Below are 15,540 nucleotides of genomic sequence, written 5' to 3' on the forward strand. Positions count from 1 at the left end.
AGCTCGCTGCCGAGCCGCCGCGTGCTATCGTCAACGACGCCGATGTTCAGCACCCTCCCCCTTACCACCGCCTTGTCGGTGCCGCCCGTTTTTAACGGCAATGGGAAGCCGGAAGCATCTAGATCGAGGGCCAGCACAATGACACGACGATCGCCTTGCTTGATGCCGCCGACTAAATCCTGCGGCTGATAACCTGTCACACGGGCTCGGACCGTCACCTCGGTCGGAGCAGCAGGCGACGGGTTATTGCGACGTATAACAATCATCTCGCCGAAATCGGTGAGCATCTTTCGATAATCGACCTGTATATCGTTCATCACGGCCTCCATGCTTAAAGCGTCCGCAGGCCATCGGAGCGATCGTCGTTCTCGTAGATCGAGCGCGAGCTGTCGCCAGTCGATGCGCGCCCGACCGCCATCGCTGCTGCCTGCGCTCCGTCGATGCGATCCCGGCTCTTGCCCTTGTGGAATGCCTTGTTGCCGGCCTTGTCCGTCTCGACAGCAATGCAATCGAAGTGCCGACGCAAGATCGGGTGGCCACCGTGAAGGAACTTCCGCCCGACGATGGCGCGCTCAAGCTCTTTGATCGCCGGCGCCATCGTCACCCAGCCCTGGCGCATCTCGATCGCCGGATAGCCGTCCTCGAGCAGATTGTTCAAGATGTTTCGGGCCATGTGCGGATCGAAAGCGATTTCCTGCACATCGAACTGGTCGCAAAGGTCGCGGATCTTGTCCTCAACGGCGCGGAAATCGACGACGTTGCCTGTCGTCGGAATGATCAGGCCTTCCTCGGCCCATCGGGGATACGGCACGTTGTCGACATCCGCGCGCTTTCGGAGATTGTCGGCCGGACAAAAGAACCAGGGATGCACGATGTAGCCGTCATCATCGTCGCGCCATGCGGCCACCACCGCGGTGAGGTCGCCATTCGAACTGAGATCGGCAGCCAGCCAACACGGTTCGCCGCGCAGGATTTCCAGATCGACGGCGCCATTGCCCTCGTCATAGACGTCCATATCGACGAACGGGTCAGCGCTTTGATCGAGCCAGATATTGAGATTGAGCTGTCGGAACGACTCTCGATCGCCGGGCCGGCGCTCGCTCTCCCGCGCAAGTTGCCGCAGCCCTTCGATATCGGGATAGCCATGCACCAAGCCGGGATTTACCCGATACCAGATCGCCTCATCTTGCCAGTCGCAGTCCCTCGGCGCCTCGAAAAGCACCGGCAGGATGGACGGATCGACCACCTCGCCTCGCGCCACACGGCGTGCGTCCTCGACAATGTCGTGAGCGATGTTGTCCTGGCCGCGCCCGGCGGTTGTCGCGACGACCAGCAGGGAGCCCTTCACCTTGACTAGGCCGGACCGCAGCACGTCCCATAGATCGCGCTTCTTCCAGGCATGCAGCTCGTCGGCAAGGACGAACACCGGCGTGCGGCCGTGCTGAGTGCCTGCATCGCACGAGATGGCCTCATAGAATGAGCCGTGGTTCTTGTTCAGCAGGCGGTTCTTGTAATCTTGGGGGCTGGTGATCGCTCCCAGGCGCTTATCGGCGCGGATGATTCCAAGCGCTTCGAGATAGCCGAGACGGGCCTGCTTGCGGTCCGCGGCGGCAGAGAGCACCTCGCCACCGGGCACACGCTCTGGCCCCAAGGTGTGGAGCAGCGCCAGCGCTGCAGACAGGCTGGTCTTCCGATTGCCGCGAGGCAGCAACAGCACCACGGTCTTGACGATGCGCGTCCCGTCCTCATGGCGCGGCCCATAGATGCGGCGGACAATCCGCTCCTGCCATGGATCAAGCTGGAAACGAGCACCGGCGGCCGGGTTCTTCGGATGCTTCAGCGCTCGTAGGAACCGGACAGCTCGATCGCCGTAGCCGAGCGGGTCGGGAATGTCGGAACCGTCGTAGATCCACTCTGGAAAGGTGCTCGCCATCAGCCGAGATCCAGATCGTCGAGGTCGCTATCCTCGCTCTTGTCACGCACCACCGGCCGTGCGCGGCTCACCGGAGTCAAGCCAAGCTCCGCGGCGAGCTGCCGCGCGGTCGTCATGGCCTTGTCCTGCATACGGAACAGCGCAGCATCGAGACACACCGGACCCGATTGCTGGATGGCCTTCTCGATCTCGCGCACACGGCCGATCGCGATGCAGTAATTCTCCACGCTTCCGAGATCTGCAACGGTGAGGATGCGCCGCTTTGCCAGCGACGGGCTGATGCGCTTCCATTCCGCTTTAGCCTCTTTCGACAGCCAAGTCGGTGCTCGTTCAGGTCGCGAGATGGCACCGTTATCAACGACCAAGTGCGGCTTTGTGCCCCTCATGAGCCGCCCCTGCCCGGAAACTCCAATTCGTCTCCATCTCGCGCGGTCCTCCTACGGCGGTTCCCCCTTCCTAACGGGAAGTTCTCAACACCCCCCCGGGGGGTGCGGCCGAAGCCGCCCTCCTCGCGAATGTTCTTCCTCGAGTTGCAACCGCTGAACATCGGCTGCCAGTTCGCCCGATCCCAGAACAGCTTCATGTTGCCCTTCGGCGCCACGATGTGATCGACCATGTTTGCCTTGCGCCCGCAGCCGCAAGAGCAATGCTCCCGTTCAGGCTGCGCAAGCCATAGCTTCGACTCTCGGCTCCACTTGCTGGTGTATCCGCGAGCGCTAGACGACGGCCGCTGGGCATCGCGCTCTGCCTTGCGCTTCTGCTGGTGGACGCACAGCAGGCCTGCGCGCGTGACGCAGCCGCAGCCCTGTAGTCTCGGTGCAGCCATAGGCATCAGCGGTTCGGCTTTCTGTGAGGCTCAATCATCGCCTCAATGTCGGGCGTGATGGTCTTGCTATTGGCTGAGTTGAAGTATTCGCGCGTGCCGACGCCATCCACGCTGACAGATCGCACGGACGGATCACGGTCGCTTCCTGCAATGGCGGCCCGTTGCACCACAATATCAACACAGGCTCGCTCGATGCCGGACGGCAGCCCATCAGGCAGCGCAAATCCCGCCTTGTATTTCACGGCGTTGATGCCGTGCCACCAACCCGCGCTGCGAAACAGAACGCCAGTCGCCTTGTCGAGCTGGACGGCGTCAGTCTCAACCGGCTTGCCGTTGATCGACACCAGCTCAGTGATCGGGTAACGGCTGAGCAGCAAATCGCTGCAACGATCACGATGATAAAAAGTCTCAGTGACGGTCTCGATGGCGAACACGCGATTGCAACACGTGGCGATCATCTCGCTGGCCTGGGTGATGAACACCCTAAGCAATTCATCGCTTACGGACGTATCGCCAAGCTCAGCCTTGACCGCATCCAGCGTCGTCAGGTCTCGTTCTTCATTCGCTTCGTCAACGGTCAGCATGCTTGCCTCAGAAAGTGTGCGGCGGACGCGGGAACGTAGGGCGTTGGGACAACCGGGAAACCACGCCCGCCGCTCCTGCCGGTGAAAGTCGGGACCGGCAGGAATTGCTGCGATCAGGCGATCGGGTAGTCGCGAGCACCGCCGAGCGCTACAAGCGCTGCCATCGGCGTAGGCGTGCCGTGCGTGCCGCTGAAGTCTGCGAGCAGCTTCAGATAACGCCGGTTGCCGATGTAGCCGATCTTGGTGACATCAGCGTCCGCATGAGCCGTCTTCAGGCTCTTGATGATACCGCCGGTGACACCGGTTACGCCTTGAACATCACCGTCAGTCACCGGGTCGAACGTGGTGCCGTCATCACTATGCGTGAGGACGAACTCGACCTTGTTGGTGCCGTTGAAGGTGATGCCACCCGCTCCGATGTGGAGCAGGATGGCAGCGCGATCAAATCCCTTGAGATCAATCGCCACCGGCGTGTTGTCGGCGCTCAGCGCGCCGATGAAGGCCGTGCGGAGGCCCAGATTGCTTACGAGGTCACGCATGTCCGTGCTCCTTACGAGGTTGCCATCTTGAGTTTGCGCAGCGCCTTCGGCTGAACAACGCCGGCGCCGACCCACTGGGTGCCGTGGATGCGCGTAATGGCGTTGCGGGCCCGGGTGTACGGGTCCGTGAGCGTGCCGAGACGCATGCGATCGACGATGCGATAGGCGGTGCCGAGATCACCAAAGGCGATCGGGAACGAGCCACCGACCACCGCGGGCATATCCGGGGCTTCGACCACTGGGCGACCAAGCAGCGAAGCCGGCTCGCCAGCCTGCAGGCCCGGTTGCCAGAGATACGCGCCCTGAGCATCCTTCATCTTGCGGATCACGGGCGCCGTGGTGCCGTTCATGATCCACACCGCGCGGGACCGATAACCGGCCGGCAAGGCATAGAACAGGTCGATCAGCGCATCGGCGCTGAGGTTGGTCGCATGTCCGTTCAGCACCTCTGGCACGCCGGCGGCAGTCATGATGCCTTCAGGCTGCTTGACGCCGGTGCCATTGACGAAAGCGGCGGCTTCCTTTTGGGCAAAGTCTTCCGCAAACGCGCGGCGAACTTCCGCCTCGGCCAGGCCGTCGCTGCCCATGAGCAGCGAGTTCGAGAGATCCACGAACGTGGTCAGGCGATTGCTGACGATGGTCGTCTGCCCGAACGACAGGTCGCTCTCCTCCGATTCCTCGATCTCGCCTTCCCATTTCGCGTTGGTGCCGCTGAGGCGCTTGGGATAGGAGACCTCGGGCGCGGACGAGTTGCGCACCGTGGCGTACTGGCGGATCGGCGACAGTTCGGTCAGCTCAGCGATGAACTCGGTGCTGACTTCGGGCGGCGCCAGATAGCCGGCCTGGGCATCACTGGCGACCGTGAGCACCTTGAGCGTCACGTCGTCGGCCTGCTGGCCCTTGCGTAGATAGTGCAGCCAAGCCTTCAGTTCGACAGCAGCGGCTTCCTTGCGGTCATCACCACCGGCTGGCCGATTCTGCTTTGCTTCGATACGGTCCAGACGCTCGGTCAGCTTCGGGTCCAAGCTCTTGCCTTCGAGCGCCTTCAGGCGATCGTCCAGCTTCTTCTCGAACTCCGATGCGAAGCCTTCAAGCGCCTTGGTAACGATCGACGCGGGGTCAGAATCGTCGCCTTCTTTGCGAGTGATGATGGCGACGCTGCCGCGCAGCGCCTTCGGGGCAACGTGTCTCATTTTTTCGTTCCTGCCGTGAGCGCCGCAGTGGCGCGGGTGATGGCCTGGGCAATCGCCAGCGCCTCGATGACCGACTTGGCGCTTGTGAGGCGCGCGTCGGGATGCATTCCCACCGGGACCATGCTGCACTCGATCAACTCAGCCTGGCTGATGGTGCGGCCGCCGCCTTTGCGGGGTTTCGATTTCTTTGTGATGAAGCCGACGGAAACGGCGCGTATGCCGCCGGACATAACGAGCTCATGGCATTCTGTGGCCATGGCCACCTTGCCGACGAGAACTCTGCCCCTGAGGTGCAGACCGTCATCATCCTCGATAGCTTCGCTCCAGGCGCCGATCGGGCTCTTGAGATCGTGAAAGGCCAGCATTGGCAGCGGCAGGTCGATGTCGCCGAATGCGCCCTTCTCGACCACATCGCCAATGCGATCGGGTTTGCCGTAACGCCAGGCGAGACACGACACAGAGCCGGCATCGTCGCTGACAATCTTGGTGGTGAAATACAGGCGTTCCATCAGGCTGCCACCGCGTGCGGTTTCGGCCGCGCTGGCGGCTCTTTGGGATCGGTCACACCGACAGCATTAGCCGGCGGACGGAGCGCACCGCCGCCGTCGATGGCCGACCGGTTATCGATGCTGCGCACCTCATCGACCGTCATCCACGGTCCGCCGCACGCCTTGGAGAACGCTTCAAAGCGCGCTGCCATATCGGCTCGCACGAGCGAGTCCGTCAGAAATTCGGGGTAATATTCGTCCTGCTCATCCTCGGTCAGCAGCCGGCTGATGGCGCCCTCCCAGACCTTGCAGCGGCCGAGAATGGTAAAGGTGCGGAACGCCTGCCCCATCTCCTCCGCATTGGACCAAGTGGCGCGGCCGAACTCGAACATAAGCGTCGGCGGAATGCCGAGAGCGCGCCCGATCTCAAGGATCTGGAACGCGCGCATCTCCTGAAACTGCAAATCCACCGAGCTGAACGTCAGCGGCGTGAAGTCGCCATCCTCTTCGAGGATGACCGTGCCGCCACGTTCGTCACTATTGTTCCAAGATCGCTTCAACCGCTCATAGGCGATATCCGAAAACTTCTTTTTGGACTTGAACAAGCCCGACGGCCGCGCGCCCTTGCCCAGCGTCGTGGCAGCGTGTTTCTCCAGCGCGATCGCAAGGCCGATCGCCTGGGCAGCATCTTTCGCCGCAGATCGACCGTTCGGCGATGGCACGTGAAGGATGTCCCGCCACGGGAAAGGCCGCGAACCGCCATCGTTCAGCGATAGCTTGTAAGTCGGCTCCAGCGTGACGGGATCGTGATCGACTGCAACGCGGGATGGGTCCAGCCGGATCAGCTCGACAATCTTGCCATCGACCCGGTTGGCGAACGCATAGGCGTCGCCGTGCATGATCGTGTCAGATTCCATCCTCATGACGAAACTGACCGCGCTCGTCCATGGGTTCGGACGATCGTGCAGCAGCCGATAGAGCGGATGGTCTTTTGCCTCGACGCTGGTGTCGTCTTCGCGTCGATAGAATTTCAGGGACAACACGCCCAAGGTCTCGCACCGAATGCGATGCCCGGCGGCGAATGGCTGGCAGCGCAGCGCTTCAGACGGGGACACAAAAACGCCGGCAGCGGTTTGCGCGCCAATGTCGAGCAGCGCGCTGTAACTCGCCTCGTTGAAGGACTTAGATTGTCCGAATATATTTTGGAGCCAGCCCAATTTTTCGCTTCCGGTATTGTCCCGGTCGCAACATCCGCACTTTGCGCTTTATTTCCTAGACGCTGAAATCTGGCTAAATCTGGCTGTTTCGGGGTTTCTCAGGTTTTGAGCGGAGCCATTGCTGCAGCTCGCTTCGCCGTGCGTAGTAGCGGCCGCCCGGCTTGTAGACCGGTGCCAGCGGATCCGACGCCAGCTCGTAGACCTTATCGACCGAACAAGAGATCTCATTCGCAATAGACTTTGCGCCCCAAAGGGCGTCGTTACGCGGCAACATTGAAACGCCCTTTCAACCGCTTGCTGTGTCGTGCCTTCCGTGCGGCTTTCTTGGCTGCTTTCCGCGCCGTCTTCTTCTCCGCTTCGACAACGCGCTGCTCTCGCTCCGCCTCAACGACGTCCAGGTTTCCAGACTCTGGCCACAGACTGCGAGGCGCCAGCGCGAGGCTAAAAGGCGATAGCTCGCTCAGATAGTGGAAGCGTTGATGCAGCCGACCATGCCCGTCGATGAACACGCATCGCGCCATGTCCTCGAAAATGTGGGTCGCACGCATCATCGGCCCAGAGTTGAAAGCACGCACCATGGCGCCGGGCTTCATCACGCGCTCCAGAATTGTTGGTCATCAGATGAGATGCGGTCGAGCAGAGTGGCCGACCCGTCGGTGAACAGTTCTCGATCAAGTGACGCGAACTCGTATCCGGCCATTTGCCGCTTGTGTCGCTGCACGTAACTAGTCGCAGCGGTTTCGATCTGGTCGATACCAAGCTTCCCCTCGATCACATCGAAAATGATATCGCTGACGATCTCCGCTCGAATGCCAATCTCAAGGCGCTTTGACACAATGCGATCGACCCTCGCCGGCAGATCGGCGAGCGAAGGCTGCTGTTCAACGGCGCGGCTCGCGCGGGCTTCCATCAATGCAGCATATCTCTCGGCGAAGGCTCGGTCCCTTTTACGACGCCAGAACAACATGCTGTACGACGGCAGCCCGTCGACTCGGTTTGCTCGCATCGGGCCGGCGACGTTCGTAAAATGCAGCAGCGCGCGATTGTAATCGTCCTCGGAAAACACTTGAGGCTGGAATAGCGTCGAACGCTTGGCGCACGCGGCGTTATATGCGGCACGTTTCTCCGGATGATCGTTGAGGAAGTACTGAAACGTCACGGTGGAGGGAAACCCGTCGTCCTCACAGATGCCAACCAGCGCCTCTCCCTGCTCGATGCGCCGACAAATCACGTCGAACAGTCGAGCTGAAGCTGAACGATGGTTGCCGGAAATTTTGCCAGCCTTGGCGCGCGCTGCAGCGTAGTGCTGCTTGATCGCCGGCCGTCGGGACATGTATGCAAGAAACGCCGTGTAGGTTGGAAACCGTGGGTCAGACGCTACGGCCTTGGTCAGGGGCAGACCGTCAGCGACAGCGCGCAGCACAGCGCGCCAGTGACGCTTGGCAGCACAATCCCGGTTCTTGCGCGGATCCTTGCGGCGAACCATCAGCAGCCCCTCCATGCAGGTCGCCCGGCGCGGGTTCGGTCCCGATAGTCGGCGGCACGAAGCTGGCCGGCGACATCCACCTCAGCGAAGTGCGTGCCAAACAAATCCCGTCTGACACGCACCTGCACGACTTGCCGCTTGCCGTCAGTGGCCACGCGCGAATAGGTCGTCACCATGTGGCGCTTGGAGGCGAGCCATAGCTGGTCTCGCTTCCAGTCGCCGTAGATGTCGCTGCAGATCGGATAGAGCTGCACGAGATCACGCGTGGCCATCAGCACTGTCATGCGCGCTTCCGCTTCCGGCTTTCCTGCCGGCGCTGGAGATCGTTGGCGTGCTTCAGCTGGCGATTAATCTCAAACACAGCCGCGGTGGCATCGACGATGTAGACATCGCGGATGTGAACCTTTGCTGCCTGAGCGCCGTACTTGCTGCGGCGATAGATCGCTTCATAATGGTTGGCGACCGTCGAGCGCACCCAAGGGGTGGAGCGTGTCCAGCCGTCGCCGACGTTGGTGTATGCGTTACGACAGATCGCCGGTGGAGGGAGATGGTTGCTCATTGGAGCGTCTCCTCAACCGTGCGGTCCACGATCGGATATCGCAAGCCAAGTCTTTCCGGGATCGTCTTGGCTGCCTGGAGCGCGTCGGCATGCTCATCGCCGTACCAGAGACCAAGTTCGCCACCGCCCTCACCCTCCTCGATCAGCGTGACCATGTACTGAAGCGGGCCCAGCACCAGAGGGTTTTCCTGTTCGTGGAATCTGACCTGGGTGATCTCGATGCGGGCGATGCTGCTATCAACGATATCGTGGCTCATGTGGTTGTCCCGTGTTGGTTCGGAAGCGGCGGCGCCACCTCCCATGTTCCAGCAGTCATCCCGCTGGAATTTCGATGGCGGCCGCCGGTTGGCTGGATCTCGCCTTGTCGGTGAAGTTCGGACACGCGCGGCCGCACGGTGAGGATCGACAGCCCCAGCGCCGCTGCGATCTCGTCTGCTGTCATGCCCGGCAACATCCGGATGCATTGGAGAACACGATCGCGGACACGCGGTGCTTGTGGCGCGATGGCCTCAGCGGCCTCCTGCGATGCCCCCGCGACCTTGAAGCCGGGACTTTCGGGATAGCTCCGCTGGGTCATGCCAGCTCCTTCGGTGCGTTCCCACGGCGCAGGAGATCGATCGCAGCGGCGGTCAGCCGCCCTCGCTCCTCCAGCCGCGTGACGATCTGTAGGTCGGTCTCGGAGAGTCCTTGAAGGACCTCCCATCCATTGGAACCGATTTTTTGGGCCACTCGGTTCTGGATCACCTCGACAGCTGATCGAGATTCCTGGAAGGCCATCTGGCGAAGAGCCGCGCTCGGCTTTTTCCGTTGCGGCGGCTCTGAAGGTTCAAGTGAAGGTTTTATTGAAGGTTCAAGTGAAGGTTCATGCCGCACCCGTGCGGCATGGTCACGGGCATGGTGCGGCATGGTGGCGGAGGTATTTGCGGCATGGTCACGGGCGTCCTGCGGCATGGTCGCAGCGTCACGATGTGACGTTTCGTCACGCTCGGGCTCGCTATCTGACCGTGCCGCAGATTGCGGCTTGGACATTTCTGCAACAGTGAGGTTGAGGAAGTAAGTCCGGCTCGACCACCGTCCGGTGCCCATGGGGCGGATGATCTTCCGGATGAGGCCTAATCTCTCCAGCTTCTTGAGATATCGCTGCACCGAATCGACGCTCTGCTCGGTGTCGTGAGAGAGCGTTTCCTGCGACGGCCAACAGCAGCCGGTATCGTCGGCGTAATTCGCGAGGGTGAGCAGCATGAGCTTGCAGCCGGGCGAACGGGTGCGCTGCTTCAGTGCCCATGCGGTTGCCTGCCAGCTCATGAGGCGAGCTCCGCGTGCTCGGCACCATAGAACCGACGAGGAACATCAAATCCAGTCCGGGACTTTTTCCGGGACTTCTCGCCGTCTATTTCAGCAAAAGGCGCAAATCTGTTCGTTTTCTGTGCCGGCCGCACCTCATGCACGCCGCTCCGAACATCAATCAGATCAATCGGTTGGATGTCAGAAGCGAGCGCATCGGAGCAGATGCATCCGAGCTCTGAAAACTCGGATGCACCAGCGCCTCCGGCGTTACGATCAGCACGATGAGAGCCGCGATTGCCAGCGTGCGAAAGGTGATGGCGCGGCGATCGACCATGATGGCGATCAGCACCACCGCCGTCATGATGAAAGATCTTTGCGTCGCGACCTCGGCGCCGGATAGCAGCAGATAAAACAGTGCGGCAAGCAGCGCCGCCACGGCCGCCACTTTCTTGATCGGAAACGTGACCGTCAGCACAGGCACCAGCGCCAGCAGCGCGCGGACGACGAAGAACACGACGCCGGCCACGACAGCCATGTGATAGCCGGAAATCGACAGCACGTGCCCGAGGCCCGAGATGAACATGGCGTCGTTGACATCGGCCGAAATCGCGTCGCGCCGTCCGGTCAGCAGCGCCGTTGCGATCGCGCGGTTGTCGCCCGAGAGCGAGGCGCGGATGCGCGCGTCGATGGCATCCCGCATCCCCTGCATGGTCGCGGCATATTGCAGGTGATGCGATGGCGGCGTCGGCGGATCGACCTTCCGGATTGCGCCGGTGACAAAGCCGGACGCGCCGATGCCCTGGAAATACAGATCACGCGCGAAATCGTAGCCACCGGGTCGCAACGGCGCGAGCGGCGGCTGCAGCCGCGCCTTGAGTTCGACAAAGCTGCCGACCGCAGGCGCCGTCCCCTTCTTCACCGACAGCCGCACGCGTGTCAGCCGGACGGCATCGCGCTGCGTTTCCATCGTCGCCACGCGCAAGACGAAACGATCGCTGCGCTCACGCTCCTCGTGGGTCTCGACGAAGCCGGTCAGTGCAACGCCGAACAGCGGTGTCGCCAACACCTCATGGGCGATGCGTGTGCTCTTCCATGTCACCGTGGCAAAGCCAGCAGCAATAGCAGCCGCGAGAAGCATACAGGGAAAGGCAGGCGACCGTCTGAGCAGCACGGCCACGATGGCAAGAATACCCGCTGTTGCAGCAGCCACCCAAGCGACGGGCTCACGCTCGGCCGCAAAATACAGTGCGATGCCGGCACCGAAGGCCACAGGGACCCATGGCAGCAGACGGCCGGGGCCGGCTTCCGCCTGCGCCCAGGGGCGCAGCCCATCGAACGGCAACGTCCAGGAGTGATTGGACGGGCGGGCGCCAGCCGCCGCCGACGGCGGCCAAGTCACCGCTCTTGCCTGATTGCGCTGCCGTCCCCCGCTTTGCGCCATGAGCCGCCCGCCACGCTTGCCCGCCCGAATGCTATCGGAAGGGCAGCGTGCGGCTAGCGGAACGGATGCAGAATGATGAAACTAATCTCGAAACCGTAGGATGGGTTGAGCGCAGCGAAAACCCATCATTCCGTCGTTGCGGCAAGCTCCGCCGATGGGTTGTCGCTCCGGCGCTTACGCACCTTCGCTCAACCCATCCTACAAGTTACGCCAGCTTGGCGTAACTATCGCGCAGCCCAACCGTGCGGTTGAACACCGGCTTGCCGGGCGCAAAGTCCTTGTCACGGCAAAAATAGCCCTGCCGTTCAAACTGGATTGCGCCGTCAAAAGTGTCGCTCGCCAGCGACGGCTCCAGCATCGCGCCGGTCGAGACTTCCAGCGAATTCGGATTGATCTGCGATGCAAAATTCGCAGCTTCCGGCGTCGGCGTCGCAAACAGCTGCTCATAGACGCGCACTTCGGCCTGCACGGCATGCTGCGCGCTGACCCAATGGATCGTCGCCTTCACCTTGCGTCCGTCCGGCGCATTGCCGCCGCGCGTTTCGGGATCATAGGTGCAGCGCAGCTCCACCACCTCGCCCTTGTCGTTCTTCACGACATCCTTGCAGGTGATGAAATAGCCGTAGCGCAGCCGCACCTCGCGGCCCGGCGCCATGCGGAAGAACTTTTTCGGCGGCTCCTCCATAAAATCCTCGTGCTCGATATAGAGCTCGCGGCTGAACGGGATCTGGCGATTGCCAAGCGATGCATCATCGGGATGATTGACGGCGTCGAGCTGCTCGACTTGTCCTTCCGGATAATTCTCGATGACGACCTTCAACGGCCGCAGCACCGCCATGCGGCGCTGCGCCGTGCGGTTCAGCGTCTCGCGCACGGCGAAATCGAACATCGACAGGTCAACCGTGGAATTCGCCTTGGCGACCCCGATCCGCTTGACGAATTCGCGCAGCGCTTCGGCTGGAATGCCGCGGCGCTGCAAACCGGCCAATGTCGGCATGCGCGGATCGTCCCAGCCTGACACATAGCCGCCGCGCACGAGTTCGGTGAGCACGCGCTTGGACAGCAGCGTATAGGTCATGTTGAGGCGTGCGAATTCGTATTGATGCGGCCGTGACGGCACCGGCAGATTGTCCAAGCACCAGTCATAGAGCGGCCGGTGATCCTCGAATTCGAGTGTGCAGATCGAATGCGTCACATGTTCGATGGCGTCAGACTGGCCATGCGCAAAATCGTAGCTCGGATAGATCTTCCAGGCCTCGCCGGTGCGCGGATGATGCGCATGCAGGATGCGATAGATCACGGGGTCGCGCAGATTGATATTGCCCGACGCCATGTCGATCTTGGCGCGCAGCACGCGGGCACCATTCGGAAATTCGCCGGCGCGCATGCGGGCGAACAGATCGATGTTTTCATCGACGCTGCGATCCCGGAACGGGCTGTTCTTGCCGGGCTCGGTCAGCGTGCCGCGAGCGATACGCATCTCTTCCGGCGACTGGTCGTCCACATAGGCCTTGCCGGCGCGGATCAGATGCACCGCCCAGTCATAGAGCTGCTCGAAATAGTCGGAAGCGAAATGGAGGTTGCCCTCGCCCCATTCGAAACCGAGCCAGCGCACGTCGCGCTGGATGGCGTCGATATATTCCTGCTCTTCCTTGGTCGGATTGGTGTCGTCGAAACGCAGATTGCAGCGCCCGCCGAACTCGGCGGCGACGCCGAAATTCAGGCAGATCGACTTGGCGTGGCCGAGATGCAGGTAGCCATTCGGCTCCGGCGGAAAGCGCGTCACCACGCTCTTGTGCTTGCCGGATTCGAGGTCCGCCGCCACGATGTCGCGGATGAAATCGCGGCCGGCCTCAGCGGCGGTATCCGCGGTCGATTCGTCTGTCATTTGGTGCCTTTCAAGCTGCGCCCTATGTGCCAAATCCGGGGCGCTCCGCCAAGGGGAGTGCGAGAAAAGGCGTTTTCATCAAGCGGCGCGGCGTTCGATGCCTGCGTGTTTCCGCAGATAGGCGATCACACTGAAGATGTTATTTGCTTGCGGATTTCCGCGCGGGCCAAACATCCGGATAAGGCTTTTTGGCTGAACACCGATCGCTTCGCCGAGTTTTTCAAATCCGATGGTGCCCTTGATGTAATCGCGGATCAGGGACCGCCCCACTCCCACTTCGCCGCTGAGCAACGCATCAATGCCTTCTTGAAGCAGCCCCTCCGCGAATTCTCCATCAGAGGCAACCTGTTCCTGAACGAACTCGTGAAAATCTCTCGTCGATGCCATTGTTCTGCTCCGCTTAGTGTCGCTCGCGCTTGCTACGCTTGTAGTCCTGCCAATAGCTCCGCGCTGCCTCGATATCGCGCTGCTGTCGCGCCTTGGTTCCGCCGGTCAGCAGAATGACCAGGACATCCCCGTCGCGCCCGAAATAAACCCGGTAGCCCGGCCCGAAGTCGATCCGTAGTTCAAGAACGCCTTCGCCGACACCCTTCACATTTGAGACATTGCCCGCTTCCAGTCGCGTCAGCGCGCGTGTCACCCGTATTCTTGCCGGGTGATCCAGTTCCGAAGCCCAGTCGGCGAACGGCGTATGACCGTCCGCAGTCTCGTACAGACGAATTTCGGCCATGCCCAACGGTAACACATAGGTTACCCCACTTTCAACGTCTTGGGCGCACCCGAACCTTGTGTTACACGCCCGCCAAACCTCTCCAATCGATTGCCGCTCCACCATGACCGCACCCGTCGTTACCCGTTTCGCGCCTTCGCCAACCGGCTTCCTCCATATCGGCGGTGGTCGCACAGCGCTGTTCAATTGGCTGTATGCCAAGAAGCATGGCGGCAAGATGCTGCTGCGGATCGAGGATACCGACCGCGAGCGCTCCACCGACGCCGCCATCGACGCGATTCTGGACGGCCTGAAGTGGCTTGGCATCGAATGGGACGGCGACACCGTCTATCAATTCGCCCGCGCCGCCCGGCACCGCGAGGTCGCGGAGCAACTGCTCGCCGAGGGCAAGGCCTATTACTGCTACGCCAGTGCCGAGGAGCTGCAGGCGATGCGCGAGAGCGCGCGCGCCGAGGGCCGCTCAAAACTCTATAACGGCCTGTGGCGCGACCGCGATCCGTCCACGCCGAAGCCCGACGTCAAGCCGACCATCCGCCTCAAGGCGCCACTCACCGGCGAGACCGTGATCGAGGACCAAGTGCAGGGCCGCGTGGTCTGGCAGAACGAGAATCTCGACGACCTCGTGCTGCTGCGCGGCGACGGCACCCCGACTTACATGCTGGCCGTGGTGGTCGATGACCACGACATGGCCGTGACCCATGTGATCCGCGGCGACGACCACCTGATCAACGCCGCGCGCCAGAAGCAGATCTACGACGCACTCGGCTGGGAGGTGCCCAGCATGTCGCACATCCCGCTGATCCACGGGCCCGATGGCTCAAAACTCTCAAAGCGCCATGGCGCGCTCGGCGTCGATGCCTATCGCGCCATGGGCTATGTGCCGGCCGCCCTGCGGAATTATCTGGTGCGCCTCGGCTGGAGCCATGGCGACCAGGAAATTTTCACCACGCAGGAAATGATCGACGCCTTCGATCTGTCTGCCATCGGACGATCTGCCGCACGTTTCGATTTCGCCAAGCTGGAAAGCATCAACGGTCACTATATCCGCCACAGCGACGATCAAGCCCTCGTGACCGAGTTCGAGCAGATCCTGCCCTATGCCGAGGGCGGCGCCGCCATCCAGGCGAAGCTCAACGACACCACGCGCACGCAACTGCTGCGCGCGATGCCCGGCCTGAAGGAGCGCGCCAAGACATTGCTCGAACTGGTGAAGGGCGCCGATTTCATCTTCGCCGATCGCCCGCTCGCCATCACCGAGCCGAAGGCCATCGCCATCCTGACGCCGGAGACCCGCGCATTGCTTGGCAAATTGCGCACCGCCCTCGAAGGCGTCACCGATTGGACCGCTGCGAATACCGAGGCCGCAGCC

General features: G+C 61.9%; 19 protein-coding genes and 1 pseudogene. 1 reads left to right on the plus strand and 19 read right to left on the minus strand.

The genetic code is table 11. The features are described 5' to 3' along the window. The 19 genes and pseudogenes from ACIQ2A_RS22425 to ACIQ2A_RS22515 form a co-directional block, all read right to left on the minus strand. A partial coding sequence (locus ACIQ2A_RS22425) for a hypothetical protein (protein WP_398483549.1) occupies positions 1-317 on the minus strand: 317 nt, incomplete at its 3' end. Positions 318-331: 14 nt separating this feature from the next. Next, entirely contained in the window at positions 332-1,933 is a 1,602-nt protein-coding gene (locus tag ACIQ2A_RS22430) for a terminase large subunit (protein ID WP_398483551.1), read from the minus strand. Further along, positions 1,933-2,298 (minus strand): phage terminase small subunit P27 family, encoded by a 366-nt coding sequence (locus ACIQ2A_RS22435; protein ID WP_398483553.1) that lies wholly within the window; start codon positions 2,296-2,298, stop codon positions 1,933-1,935. Before ACIQ2A_RS22435 ends, ACIQ2A_RS22430 begins: the two co-directional genes overlap by 1 nt. Before the next feature lie 466 nt (positions 2,299-2,764). Next, positions 2,765-3,343 carry a hypothetical protein gene (locus ACIQ2A_RS22440; protein WP_398483555.1) on the minus strand — a complete coding sequence of 193 codons (579 nt, stop codon included), beginning with the start codon at positions 3,341-3,343 and terminating at the stop codon, positions 2,765-2,767. 113 nt (positions 3,344-3,456) lie between these two features. Next, a complete protein-coding gene (locus ACIQ2A_RS22445) occupies positions 3,457-3,882 on the minus strand; it encodes a hypothetical protein (RefSeq protein WP_398483557.1) in 426 nt (141 codons plus the stop codon). Between the two features lie 11 nt (positions 3,883-3,893). After that, positions 3,894-5,075 carry a phage major capsid protein gene (locus ACIQ2A_RS22450; protein WP_398483559.1) on the minus strand — a complete coding sequence of 394 codons (1,182 nt, stop codon included), beginning with the start codon at positions 5,073-5,075 and terminating at the stop codon, positions 3,894-3,896. Further along, positions 5,072-5,584 (minus strand): HK97 family phage prohead protease, encoded by a 513-nt coding sequence (locus tag ACIQ2A_RS22455; protein WP_398483561.1) that lies wholly within the window; start codon positions 5,582-5,584, stop codon positions 5,072-5,074. The genes ACIQ2A_RS22450 and ACIQ2A_RS22455 overlap by 4 nt, the downstream gene beginning before the upstream one ends. Beyond that, positions 5,584-6,678: a phage portal protein gene (locus ACIQ2A_RS22460; protein ID WP_398483563.1), complete on the minus strand. Its 1,095-nt coding sequence runs from the start codon at positions 6,676-6,678 to the stop codon at positions 5,584-5,586. Before ACIQ2A_RS22460 ends, ACIQ2A_RS22455 begins: the two co-directional genes overlap by 1 nt. A 362-nt stretch (positions 6,679-7,040) precedes the next feature. Next, a complete protein-coding gene (locus ACIQ2A_RS22465) occupies positions 7,041-7,373 on the minus strand; it encodes a hypothetical protein (RefSeq protein WP_398483565.1) in 333 nt (110 codons plus the stop codon). Continuing rightward, positions 7,373-8,281 (minus strand): hypothetical protein, encoded by a 909-nt coding sequence (locus ACIQ2A_RS22470; protein ID WP_398483567.1) that lies wholly within the window; start codon positions 8,279-8,281, stop codon positions 7,373-7,375. Before ACIQ2A_RS22470 ends, ACIQ2A_RS22465 begins: the two co-directional genes overlap by 1 nt. After that, positions 8,266-8,550 (minus strand): hypothetical protein, encoded by a 285-nt coding sequence (locus ACIQ2A_RS22475; protein ID WP_398483569.1) that lies wholly within the window; start codon positions 8,548-8,550, stop codon positions 8,266-8,268. Before ACIQ2A_RS22475 ends, ACIQ2A_RS22470 begins: the two co-directional genes overlap by 16 nt. Beyond that, positions 8,547-8,825 carry a hypothetical protein gene (locus ACIQ2A_RS22480; RefSeq protein ID WP_398483571.1) on the minus strand — a complete coding sequence of 93 codons (279 nt, stop codon included), beginning with the start codon at positions 8,823-8,825 and terminating at the stop codon, positions 8,547-8,549. Before ACIQ2A_RS22480 ends, ACIQ2A_RS22475 begins: the two co-directional genes overlap by 4 nt. Beyond that, positions 8,822-9,082, minus strand: coding sequence for a hypothetical protein (locus ACIQ2A_RS22485; protein WP_398483573.1), 261 nt, complete (start codon positions 9,080-9,082; stop codon positions 8,822-8,824). Before ACIQ2A_RS22485 ends, ACIQ2A_RS22480 begins: the two co-directional genes overlap by 4 nt. Beyond that, positions 9,079-9,402: a hypothetical protein gene (locus ACIQ2A_RS22490; protein WP_398483575.1), complete on the minus strand. Its 324-nt coding sequence runs from the start codon at positions 9,400-9,402 to the stop codon at positions 9,079-9,081. Before ACIQ2A_RS22490 ends, ACIQ2A_RS22485 begins: the two co-directional genes overlap by 4 nt. Next, positions 9,399-10,130, minus strand: coding sequence for a helix-turn-helix domain-containing protein (locus ACIQ2A_RS22495; RefSeq protein WP_398483577.1), 732 nt, complete (start codon positions 10,128-10,130; stop codon positions 9,399-9,401). Before ACIQ2A_RS22495 ends, ACIQ2A_RS22490 begins: the two co-directional genes overlap by 4 nt. 202 nt (positions 10,131-10,332) lie before the next feature. Then, positions 10,333-11,553, minus strand: a pseudogene (locus tag ACIQ2A_RS22500) (ComEC/Rec2 family competence protein); the annotation flags it as partial. Positions 11,554-11,758: 205 nt separating this feature from the next. Then, entirely contained in the window at positions 11,759-13,441 is a 1,683-nt protein-coding gene (locus ACIQ2A_RS22505) for a glutamine--tRNA ligase/YqeY domain fusion protein (RefSeq protein WP_398483579.1), read from the minus strand. Between the two features lie 78 nt (positions 13,442-13,519). Then, positions 13,520-13,828 (minus strand): transcriptional regulator, encoded by a 309-nt coding sequence (locus ACIQ2A_RS22510; protein ID WP_398483581.1) that lies wholly within the window; start codon positions 13,826-13,828, stop codon positions 13,520-13,522. A 13-nt stretch (positions 13,829-13,841) separates the two neighbouring features. Continuing rightward, positions 13,842-14,171 carry a type II toxin-antitoxin system RelE/ParE family toxin gene (locus ACIQ2A_RS22515; RefSeq protein ID WP_398483584.1) on the minus strand — a complete coding sequence of 110 codons (330 nt, stop codon included), beginning with the start codon at positions 14,169-14,171 and terminating at the stop codon, positions 13,842-13,844. A 103-nt stretch (positions 14,172-14,274) separates the two neighbouring features. On the opposite strand from ACIQ2A_RS22515, the gene gltX reads away from it, so the two are divergent. Then, the coding region (gene gltX, locus ACIQ2A_RS22520; protein WP_398483586.1) for a glutamate--tRNA ligase at positions 14,275-15,540 on the plus strand (1,266 nt) is incomplete at its 3' end.

Source organism: Tardiphaga sp. (assembly GCF_044336785.1).
Classification (GTDB): domain Bacteria; phylum Pseudomonadota; class Alphaproteobacteria; order Rhizobiales; family Xanthobacteraceae; genus Tardiphaga.

Excerpts from the sequence above, each read along its gene's own strand:
- ACIQ2A_RS22515 (WP_398483584.1), bottom strand. The coding sequence starts at position 14,171 with ATGGCCGAAATTCGTCTGTACGAGACTGCGGACGGTCATACGCCGTTC.
- ACIQ2A_RS22475 (WP_398483569.1), bottom strand. The coding sequence starts at position 8,550 with ATGACAGTGCTGATGGCCACGCGTGATCTCGTGCAGCTCTATCCGATC.
- ACIQ2A_RS22440 (WP_398483555.1), bottom strand. The coding sequence starts at position 3,343 with ATGCTGACCGTTGACGAAGCGAATGAAGAACGAGACCTGACGACGCTG.
- ACIQ2A_RS22490 (WP_398483575.1), bottom strand. The coding sequence starts at position 9,402 with ATGACCCAGCGGAGCTATCCCGAAAGTCCCGGCTTCAAGGTCGCGGGG.
- ACIQ2A_RS22465 (WP_398483565.1), bottom strand. The coding sequence starts at position 7,373 with ATGAAGCCCGGCGCCATGGTGCGTGCTTTCAACTCTGGGCCGATGATG.
- ACIQ2A_RS22505 (WP_398483579.1), bottom strand. The coding sequence starts at position 13,441 with ATGACAGACGAATCGACCGCGGATACCGCCGCTGAGGCCGGCCGCGAT.
- ACIQ2A_RS22470 (WP_398483567.1), bottom strand. The coding sequence starts at position 8,281 with ATGGAGGGGCTGCTGATGGTTCGCCGCAAGGATCCGCGCAAGAACCGG.
- ACIQ2A_RS22455 (WP_398483561.1), bottom strand. The coding sequence starts at position 5,584 with ATGGAACGCCTGTATTTCACCACCAAGATTGTCAGCGACGATGCCGGC.
- ACIQ2A_RS22480 (WP_398483571.1), bottom strand. The coding sequence starts at position 8,825 with ATGAGCAACCATCTCCCTCCACCGGCGATCTGTCGTAACGCATACACC.
- ACIQ2A_RS22495 (WP_398483577.1), bottom strand. The coding sequence starts at position 10,130 with ATGAGCTGGCAGGCAACCGCATGGGCACTGAAGCAGCGCACCCGTTCG.
- ACIQ2A_RS22450 (WP_398483559.1), bottom strand. The coding sequence starts at position 5,075 with ATGAGACACGTTGCCCCGAAGGCGCTGCGCGGCAGCGTCGCCATCATC.
- ACIQ2A_RS22485 (WP_398483573.1), bottom strand. The coding sequence starts at position 9,082 with ATGAGCCACGATATCGTTGATAGCAGCATCGCCCGCATCGAGATCACC.
- ACIQ2A_RS22445 (WP_398483557.1), bottom strand. The coding sequence starts at position 3,882 with ATGCGTGACCTCGTAAGCAATCTGGGCCTCCGCACGGCCTTCATCGGC.
- ACIQ2A_RS22430 (WP_398483551.1), bottom strand. The coding sequence starts at position 1,933 with ATGGCGAGCACCTTTCCAGAGTGGATCTACGACGGTTCCGACATTCCC.
- ACIQ2A_RS22510 (WP_398483581.1), bottom strand. The coding sequence starts at position 13,828 with ATGGCATCGACGAGAGATTTTCACGAGTTCGTTCAGGAACAGGTTGCC.